Here is a 9,749-nt window from a genome sequence, read left to right on the forward strand (position 1 = left end):
ATACATTAATTATATCATCACCATATTGTTATGGCTAGAATAAAAGACAATAACGCACCAAAAAGGTTTAACAAAATCTCCATCGGATTGGCCTCACCAGAGTCCATCTTGGCCGAGTCCCGTGGCGAAGTGTTGAAGCCTGAAACCATTAACTATAGAACGCACAAGCCCGAGCGTGATGGATTGTTCTGTGAGCGTATTTTCGGTCCTGTAAAGGATTACGAATGTGCCTGCGGAAAGTATAAGCGTATCCGTTACCGTGGAATCGTTTGTGATCGTTGTGGTGTAGAGGTAACAGAAAAGAAAGTACGTAGAGATCGTGTGGGTCACATCAATCTTGTTGTGCCCGTAGCTCACATCTGGTACTTCCGTTCATTGCCGAACAAGATAGGATACCTTTTGGGATTGCCTTCCAAAAAGTTGGACATGATCATCTACTACGAAAGGTATGTGGTCATCCAGCCCGGTATTGCCAAAGGTCCAGAAGGAGAGGAGATCCAAAAATTGGATTTCTTGACCGAGGAGGAATATTTGAACATTTTGGAATCCATTCCATCTGAGAACCAATATTTGGAAGATACCGATCCCAACAAGTTCATCGCCAAAATGGGTGCCGAGTGTTTGATCGACCTATTGGCGCGCATCGATTTGGAGCAATTGTCGTACGAACTACGTCACAAGGCCAATACCGAGACCTCAAAGCAGCGTAAGACCGAAGCATTGAAACGTCTTCAAGTGGTTGAGGCATTGCGTGAATCACAGGACAACCGTGAGAACAATCCAGAGTGGATGATCATGAAGGTGATCCCCGTGATCCCACCGGAATTGCGTCCGTTGGTGCCGTTGGATGGTGGCCGTTTTGCCACTTCCGATTTGAACGACCTGTATCGTAGGGTGATCATCCGTAACAACCGTTTGAAGCGTTTGATGGAGATCAAGGCACCAGAGGTGATCTTGAGGAACGAAAAACGGATGCTTCAGGAAGCTGTGGATTCCCTTTTCGATAACACCAGAAAGGCATCTGCGGTAAAAACAGAATCGAACAGACCCTTAAAATCCCTTTCCGATTCCTTGAAAGGAAAACAAGGTCGTTTCCGTCAAAACCTTTTGGGTAAACGTGTGGATTACTCCGCCCGTTCCGTGATCGTCGTTGGACCGGAAATGAAATTGTACGAATGTGGTCTTCCAAAAGACATGGCGGCCGAGCTGTACAAACCGTTCATCATCCGTAAGTTGATCGAAAGAGGTATTGTAAAGACCGTAAAATCTGCCAAGAAGATCATTGATAAAAAGGAGCCCGTGGTTTGGGATATCCTTGAAAACGTCCTAAAAGGACACCCCGTATTGTTGAACCGGGCCCCCACATTGCACCGATTGGGTATCCAAGCGTTCCAGCCTAAACTGATCGAAGGAAAGGCGATTCGTTTGCACCCATTGGCCTGTACCGCATTCAATGCGGATTTTGATGGGGACCAGATGGCAGTTCACTTGCCATTGGGGCCAGAGGCCATTTTGGAAGCACAGCTGTTGATGTTGGCTTCCCAGAACATCCTTAACCCAGCGAACGGTTCTCCGATCACCGTACCTTCCCAGGACATGGTTTTGGGTCTGTACTACATGACCAAAGAGAAAAGATCTACTCCAGAAGAGCCTGTAATGGGAGAGGGACTTACCTTCTATTCTTCTGAGGAAGTGGAAATTGCCTTCAATGAAAGAAAGGTTGCCCTTAACGCCATCATCAAGGTGAGGACCAAGGATTTCAATGAAGCGGGAGAGTTGGTGAACAAGATCATCGAGACCACTGTGGGACGTGTATTGTTCAACACTGTGGTGCCTGAACAAGCAGGATACATCAACACGGTTCTGAACAAGAAATCCTTGAGGAACATTATCGGGGACATCCTTGCGGTGACCGATGTGCCTACCACGGCCGATTTCTTGGACAAAATCAAATCCATGGGATATGATTTCGCTTTCAAAGGAGGTCTGTCCTTCAGTTTGGGGGATATCATCATTCCAAAGGAAAAGCACGAAATGATCGCCGAGGCCAACGAACAGGTGGATGGCATCATGATGAACTATAACATGGGTCTGATCACCTTCAATGAGCGGTATAACCAGGTCATTGATGTTTGGACCTCTACCAACGCCATGTTGACCGAATTGGCCATGAAGCGTATCCGCGAGGACAAGCAAGGGTTCAACTCTGTGTATATGATGTTGGATTCCGGTGCGAGGGGCTCCAAGGAGCAGATCCGCCAGTTGACCGGTATGCGTGGTTTGATGGCCAAGCCTAAAAAATCGACTGCTGGTGGTGGGGAGATCATTGAAAACCCGATCCTCTCCAACTTTAAGGAAGGATTGTCCATCTTGGAATACTTTATCTCTACCCACGGTGCGCGTAAAGGTCTTGCGGATACCGCTTTGAAAACTGCGGATGCGGGATACTTGACCCGTCGTTTGGTGGATGTTTCCCAAGACGTGATCATCAATACCGAGGATTGTGGAACATTGAGGGGAATCGAGGTGGAAGCCTTGAAGAAGAACGAAGAAGTAGTGGAGACCCTTGGTGAACGAATCTTGGGTAGGGTATCGCTGCACGATGTATATAACCCATTGACCGAGGAGCTCATCCTTAAAGCAGGCCAGGAAATTTCTGAAGCCGATGTGAAGAAGGTGGAAGCTGCCCCAATAGAAAAAGTCGAGGTAAGATCACCGTTGACCTGTGAGGCGGCCCAAGGAATCTGTGCAAAGTGCTACGGAAGAAACTTGGCCACCAACAAAATGGTACAGCGAGGAGAAGCCGTTGGTGTGGTTGCAGCGCAGTCCATTGGAGAGCCTGGAACACAGTTGACACTGCGTACCTTCCACGTAGGGGGTATTGCGGGTAACATTTCCGAGGACAGCAAGTTGGAAGCCAAATTTGATGGTGTTGCCGAAATCGAAGATCTTAGGGTTGTTGAAGGAGTTGACAATGGCGGAAGCAAATCCGACATCGTGATCTCCAGGACATCAGAGATCAAGATCATCGATGCCAAGACAGGTATTACTTTGAGCACAAATAACATTCCTTATGGTTCCCAATTGTTCATCAAGAACGGTGAGAAAATAACCAAAGGAACCGTGATCTGTCAATGGGATCCCTATAACGGTGTCATCGTGTCCGAATTCACAGGGCAGATCGCCTATGAGAATATTGAGCAAGGTATGACGTACCAAGTGGAAATCGATGAGCAGACCGGTTTCCAGGAAAAGGTGATTTCCGAGTCCAGGAACAAGAGGTTGATTCCAACCCTTTTGATCAAGGATGGTAAGGGAGAGACCATACGTTCCTATAACTTGCCAGTTGGTTCCCACTTGATGGTGGACGATGGTGAGAAGATCAAAGAAGGTAAGATCTTGGTCAAGATTCCACGTAAATCTGCCAAGGCAGGGGATATCACAGGAGGTCTTCCAAGGGTGACCGAGCTTTTCGAGGCACGTAACCCATCCAACCCAGCAGTGGTGACGGAGATTGATGGTGTGGTATCCTTCGGTAAGATCAAGCGTGGTAACCGTGAGATCATCATCGAGTCCAAGGCCGGAGAGGTGAAGAAGTACTTGGTCAAACTTTCCAACCAGATCTTGGTCCAGGAAAACGACTACGTACGTGCCGGTATGGCATTGTCCGATGGATCGATTACCCCAGAGGACATCTTGGCGATCAAAGGACCATCTGCAGTACAGCAATACTTGGTGAACGAGGTACAGGAAGTATATCGTTTGCAAGGTGTGAAGATCAATGACAAGCACTTCGAAGTTGTGGTACGTCAGATGATGCGCAAGGTACAGATCCAGGATTCCGGAGATACTACTTTCTTGGAGAACCAATTGGTACACAAGGACGACTTCATCAATGAGAACGATGAGATCTTTGGTAAGAAGGTTGTAGAGGATGCAGGAGATTCCGAAAGGTTGAAACCTGGTCAGATCGTAACGGCCCGTCAATTGAGGGATGAGAACTCGATCCTTAGGAGAGAGGACAAGAACTTGGTGACCGCAAGGGACGCTGTGGCAGCTACTGCCACTCCGATCCTTCAGGGTATCACAAGGGCATCGTTGCAGACCAAGTCGTTCATTTCTGCAGCATCGTTCCAGGAAACCACCAAAGTGTTGAACGAAGCCGCCGTAAACGGTAAAGTGGACACCTTGGAAGGATTGAAGGAGAATGTGATCGTAGGACACAAGATTCCAGCCGGTACCGGTATGAGGGATTACGATAGCATCATTGTTGGCTCAAAAGAGGAATACGATGAAATCATGGCCCGAAAAGAGGAATTCAAATTCTAAATAACAAAAACCCTGGCCCAATGGCCGGGGTTTTCTTTTTGATACAATACATAAGCCAATGGCAGAGGAAAAGCAGAAACAGATCAATATCGAATTGGACGAGAAGACCGCCGAGGGAACCTATTCCAATTTGGCGATCATCAACCACTCCGTATCAGAGTTTGTGGTGGACTTTATCAGCATGATGCCCGGTGCACCCAAGGCAAAGGTGAAGAGCCGTATCATCCTGACGCCCCAGCACGCCAAGAAATTTTTAAAGGCACTGAACGATAATGTGGCCCGGTTTGAAAAGACACACGGACCCATCAAGGATTATGAGCAACCTGCCATTCCCTTGAACTTCGGACCTACGGGAGAAGCATAAAAAAAGCCCCAAACAAAGTTTGGGGCTTTTTATTTGTACTTACTTCAGCCAACCTTTTTGGATTCCCTGCTTGGAAAAGAAGATCAGATAGATTCCAATAAGGATGACAATGACAGGCATTGCATAAGTGGACGGGCCAAATACTTCCACGGCACTGGATATAAAAAGCCAATGGCCAAACTGTGCTACGGCTGCAATCAATGAAAGGATAAAAAGGGGACGGGCCCATTTCTTACGGAGCAAAAGACCAATGGAGGCCAGAGCCCCTGCAAATACAGCAATCGCAAAGGCAGCTGTTGCCCAGGCCGGGATACCTTCAAAAACCTCACGTTGTGCTTCGTCCAGACCTTCCAGAATAAGCTGTTTGTTGAAGGCTTGGCTCAGATAGTTGAAAACACCCATCAGATTCCACAAAAGAGCGATAACGCTCACCACCCAGAACCATGTGGGTGGTTTTACCGTAGTTGTAGTCATATCTTTTTATGTATTGGTTACTTGCCACAATGTACAAAAAAAGATGAATGATGGGTTCAATGGACTTATAACCAGAAGAATAAATCCATCTTCAGCCTTATTCAAACTCCGAGGTAAAGTGTAGTTTTACAGAGGGATATTTCTGCTGGGTCATTTGCAGTGAAAAAGGAGAGTCTGCCAAAAAGACCAGTTGACCGCGTTTATCGATGGCCAAAAATTTCTGCTTCACACGTTTGAACTCGGCAAACTCTTCATTGTTCTTGTCAGTGGGTTCCACCCAGCAAGCTTTGTGCACAGGAAAATTCTCATACGTGCACTTGGCCCCGTATTCATGCTCCAAGCGGTATTGGATCACTTCATATTGCAATGCGCCCACAGTACCTATCACTTTTCTTCCGTTAAGTTCTAAGGTGAACAACTGTGCCACACCTTCATCCATCAACTGGTCAATACCTTTGTACAATTGTTTGGCCTTCATCGGGTCGGCATTGTTGATGTACCTGAAATGTTCCGGAGAGAAGCTGGGGATGCCCTTATAGTGCAACTGCTCGCCACTGGTCAATGTATCCCCGATCTTGAAGTTGCCCGTATCGTGCAAACCGACAATATCACCAGGATAGGAAATGTCCACGATTTCCTTTTTTTCGGCAAAAAAGGCATTGGGGCTGGAGAACTTCAGTTTCTTTTCATGGCGTACATGGAGATAGGGAGTGTTCCGTTCAAAAGTACCGGAAACCACCTTAATAAAGGCCAATCGGTCCCGGTGCTTGGGATCCATATTGGCATGGATCTTAAACACAAAACCTGAAAAATCCTTTTCATTGGCCTTGACCAAGCGCTCCTCGGCCATTTTGTCCCTTGGAGGCGGGGCAATCTCCACAAAGCAATCCAATAGCTCACGTACCCCAAAGTTGTTCAGGGCCGACCCGAAAAAGACAGGTTGTTGTTGCGCTTTCAGATAGGTTTCTTTGTCAAAAGGAGGGTACACACCATTTACTAATTCCAGATTGTCACGCAGGTTTTCTGCGGCCTTTGTGCCGATGATCTTTTCCAGTTCAGGACTGTCCAGGTCATCAAAGGCAATGGTTTCCTCAATGTTCTTTTTGCTGCTACCGCTAAAAAGGTTGATGTTCTTCTCGTAGATATTATAGATTCCCTTGAAGTCATAGCCCATACCGATGGGAAAACTCAATGGGGTAACGGACAGTCCCAATTTTTGTTCCACCTCGTCCAGAAGATCAAAGGCATCCTTTCCTTCCCGGTCCAATTTGTTGATGAAAACGATCATGGGGATATTGCGCATACGGCACACCTCTACCAACTTCTCCGTTTGTTCCTCCACACCTTTGGCCACATCGATCACGACGATCACACTGTCCACAGCGGTCAGCGTCCTAAAGGTATCCTCGGCAAAATCCTTGTGTCCGGGCGTATCCAGAATGTTGATTTTTTTGTCCTTATAGATAAAGGCCAATACGGAAGTGGCCACGGAGATTCCCCTTTGGCGCTCAATCTCCATAAAGTCGCTGGTGGCCGATTTTTTGATCTTGTTGCTTTTTACGGCGCCTGCCTCTTGTATTGCACCTCCGAACAAGAGCAATTTTTCAGTAAGTGTTGTTTTTCCAGCATCGGGGTGGGAAATGATCCCAAATGTCCTTCGCCTATTTATTTCCCTTTCAAAATCCATCAACAAAAATTTCGGCAAAAATAGGGGAATTATATATTACAGCACTCATTTTGTAAGAGATATCCCATTGTTGATATCATTGGAAAAAAATGCTCGGACAAAGGCCGGTAAAATCGAAAAGAAAAGTAATTTCAGCCTGTTTTTCAGCATCTGTCCCTTGGGCTTGTGTCGCACACTTTATTGGTTGGACAATCAATAAATTACAAATGGGTATATAATAATGAGGAATGCGCCTTTTATCGATTAAAATAGGAGGTGAACCCCAAAAACTTTAATTATGTGACCGTTTTGTTTGGACATGTGTCGAAAGGGATAGAATTAAAAAATAAGAAAACCCCAATTTTCTTACACAAACGAGAACTACTATAAGCCATGGTGATTAGTTGACCAAAACTTAATCATTTATGGAGAACATTACTTTTGTGCGGACTCTAAAAAGAGCAGTCCGTAGTATTTTATTCATAACACTTTATTGCAGTGCAGTGCCTGTTTCCGCATACAGCAATGCTTCTTTTGAAACTAAGGAGTATATGTCGTGGACAGGTGCAAGCTTAGTTTCCGTAACGCCATTAAAGGATGTAGATGGAGATGGTGTGAGCTGTGATCAAGAAGCCAAGGATGGGACCGACCCGAATGACCCTTGCGATTTCATTTTAGCACATCAGGACTGTACCCCATCCGACAAATGGAAGAAGGATGACTGTGACGGTGACGGGGTGACCAACGGAAAAGAAAAAGCGGATGGGACAGACCCATTGGATCCCTGTGATTTTAAATTGGCACATCAAAACTGTACTCCATCCGACAAGTGGAAGCAGGAGGATTGTGATGGAGATGGGGTGAGCAATGGTCAAGAGAAGGAAGATGGTACCGACCCATTGGACCCCTGTGATTTTATATTGGCACATCAAAACTGTACTCCATCCGACAAGTGGAAGAAGGAGGATTGTGATGGAGATGGTGTGAGCAATGGTCAAGAGAACGAAGATGGTACCGACCCATTGGAGCCCTGTGATTTTATACTGGCGCACCAAGACTGTTCCCCTTCGGACAAATGGAAGAAGGAGGACTGTGATGGAGATGGTGTGAGCACTGGTCAAGAGAAGGAAGATGGTACCGACCCATTGGACCCCTGTGATTTTATACTGGCACACCAAAACTGTTCCCCTTCGGACAAATGGAAGAAGGACGACTGTGATGGAGATGGTGTGAGCAATGGTCAAGAGAAGGAAGATGGTACCGATCCATTGGACCCCTGTGATTTTATACTGGCACAGCAAAACTGTTCCCCTTCGGACAAATGGAAGAAGGACGATTGTGATGGTGATGGGGTGAGCAATGGCCAAGAGAAGGAAGATGGTACCGATCCGTTGGACCCCTGTGATTTTGTTCTGGAGCACCAAGACTGCTCCCCTTCTGACAAATGGAAGAAGGACGATTGTGATGGTGATGGGGTGAGCAATGGCCAAGAGAAGGAAGATGGTACCGATCCGTTGGATCCCTGTGATTTTGTGTTGGAGCATCAGGACTGCGAACCTTCTGACAAATGGAAGAAGGAAGACTGTGATGGTGATGGGGTGAGCAATGGCCAAGAGAAGGAAGATGGTACCGATCCGTTGGATCCCTGTGATTTTGTGTTGGAGCATCAGGACTGCGAACCTTCTGACAAATGGAAGAAGGAAGACTGTGATGGTGATGGTGTGAGCAATGGCCAAGAGTAGGAAGATGGTACCGATCCGTTGGATGCCTGTGATTTTGTGTTGGAGCATCAGGACTGCGACCCTTCTGACAAATGGATGAAGGAAGACTGTGATGGTGATGGTGTGACCAACGAAGATGAAAAAGAGGACGGCACCGATCCGTTAGATCCCTGCGATTATAAACCAGAGAGCGTGACCTTGCCACAAAGTGGTGATTACCTTACCGCCGATTGTGACGGTGATGGCGTTACCAATGAAGATGAGAAAGGGGATGGAACGGACCCCCAGGACCCCTGTAGTTTTGTATTGGGCAGCCAAACGGTGGACCCGACCTCTACTTGGAACACATCGGACTGTGATGGTGATGGTGTGACCAACGAAGACGAGAAAGAGGATGGCACCGATCCGTTGGATCCATGTGACTACAAACCGGAAAGTGTGACCTTGCCACAAAGTGGTGATTACCTTACCGCCGATTGTGACGGTGACGGTGTTACCAATGAAGATGAGAAAGAGGATGGAACGGACCCCCAGGACCCCTGTAGTTTTGTATTGGGCAGCCAAACGGTGGACCCGACCTCTACTTGGAACGCATCGGACTGTGATGGTGACGGCGTGACCAACGAAGACGAAAAAGAGGACGGTACCGATCCGTTAGATCCGTGTGATTACAATCCAGATAGCATCACATTGACGCCTTCTGCAGATTGGGAAGCCTNGATCCGTTAGATCCGTGTGATTACAATCCAGATAGCATCACATTGACGCCTTCTGCAGATTGGGAAGCCTTGGATTGTGATGATGATGGTAATCCAAATGGAACCGACCCAGACCCGTTGGTGGCAACCGCACGGGATGATTCAGGTTCTACCCCCGCACTTACCGAAGTGGCCCTAAATATTTTGGAAAACGATGATTATCTTCCAAACAATGATGGAAATAACCTAGGGGAGACCAGTTTGTCCAGAATAGGTGGAAATGCCTTGGGTACTGTTTCTTTTGATGCCGAAACGGGTTTCATGACCTATACCCCGGTAGCATCTGAATCCAACACCACGGTCACCGTTATTTATGAAGTTTGTAATGTGCTGCCAGACCCAAGTGTCTGTGCTTCAGCAACAGTTTATATCCAAGTTGGTGCTAATACCATCGATGCGGTGGACGATTCCTATACCGCTGATGGCGAAACAGGTGG

The 9,749-nt window shown here is 47.0% G+C and carries 7 protein-coding genes; 5 read left to right on the forward strand and 2 right to left on the reverse strand.

The features are described from left to right. Positions 1-30 precede the first annotated feature (30 nt). Together rpoC and FOT42_RS13610 are read left to right on the forward strand one after the other, a co-directional pair. The gene (gene rpoC / locus FOT42_RS13605) at positions 31-4,329 is read left to right on the forward strand and encodes a DNA-directed RNA polymerase subunit beta' (RefSeq protein WP_151891084.1); all 4,299 of its coding nucleotides are present in this window, start codon (positions 31-33) and stop codon (positions 4,327-4,329) included. 58 nt (positions 4,330-4,387) lie between these two features. Next, positions 4,388-4,693: a DUF3467 domain-containing protein gene (locus tag FOT42_RS13610; protein ID WP_072879634.1), complete on the forward strand. Its 306-nt coding sequence runs from the start codon at positions 4,388-4,390 to the stop codon at positions 4,691-4,693. Between the two features lie 39 nt (positions 4,694-4,732). On the opposite strand, the gene FOT42_RS13615 is transcribed toward FOT42_RS13610, so the two are convergent. Continuing rightward, positions 4,733-5,167: a hypothetical protein gene (locus FOT42_RS13615; RefSeq protein WP_151891085.1), complete on the reverse strand. Its 435-nt coding sequence runs from the start codon at positions 5,165-5,167 to the stop codon at positions 4,733-4,735. Between the two features lie 97 nt (positions 5,168-5,264). Beyond that, positions 5,265-6,854, reverse strand: a complete 1,590-nt coding sequence (locus FOT42_RS13620; protein WP_151891086.1) for a peptide chain release factor 3 — start codon at positions 6,852-6,854, stop codon at positions 5,265-5,267. Positions 6,855-7,258: 404 nt separating this feature from the next. On the opposite strand from FOT42_RS13620, the gene FOT42_RS13625 reads away from it, so the two are divergent. The 3 genes from FOT42_RS13625 to FOT42_RS13635 all read left to right on the forward strand — a co-directional run. Beyond that, positions 7,259-8,575: a thrombospondin type 3 repeat-containing protein gene (locus FOT42_RS13625; protein ID WP_151891087.1), complete on the forward strand. Its 1,317-nt coding sequence runs from the start codon at positions 7,259-7,261 to the stop codon at positions 8,573-8,575. 75 nt (positions 8,576-8,650) lie between these two features. Continuing rightward, positions 8,651-9,283, forward strand: a complete 633-nt coding sequence (locus FOT42_RS13630) for a hypothetical protein (RefSeq protein WP_151891088.1) — start codon at positions 8,651-8,653, stop codon at positions 9,281-9,283. Positions 9,284-9,315: 32 nt separating this feature from the next. Then, on the forward strand, positions 9,316-9,749 hold a 434-nt coding region (locus FOT42_RS13635), incomplete at its 3' end, for an Ig-like domain-containing protein (RefSeq protein ID WP_417938334.1).

It is taken from the genome of Flagellimonas hadalis (assembly GCF_007785775.2).
In the GTDB taxonomy this organism is placed as follows: domain Bacteria; phylum Bacteroidota; class Bacteroidia; order Flavobacteriales; family Flavobacteriaceae; genus Flagellimonas; species Flagellimonas hadalis.

Coding starts and splice junctions, on each gene's coding strand:
- rpoC (WP_151891084.1), top strand. CDS start 31: ATGGCTAGAATAAAAGACAATAACGCACCAAAAAGGTTTAACAAAATC.
- FOT42_RS13610 (WP_072879634.1), top strand. CDS start 4,388: ATGGCAGAGGAAAAGCAGAAACAGATCAATATCGAATTGGACGAGAAG.
- FOT42_RS13615 (WP_151891085.1), bottom strand. CDS start 5,167: ATGACTACAACTACGGTAAAACCACCCACATGGTTCTGGGTGGTGAGC.
- FOT42_RS13620 (WP_151891086.1), bottom strand. CDS start 6,854: ATGGATTTTGAAAGGGAAATAAATAGGCGAAGGACATTTGGGATCATT.
- FOT42_RS13625 (WP_151891087.1), top strand. CDS start 7,259: ATGGAGAACATTACTTTTGTGCGGACTCTAAAAAGAGCAGTCCGTAGT.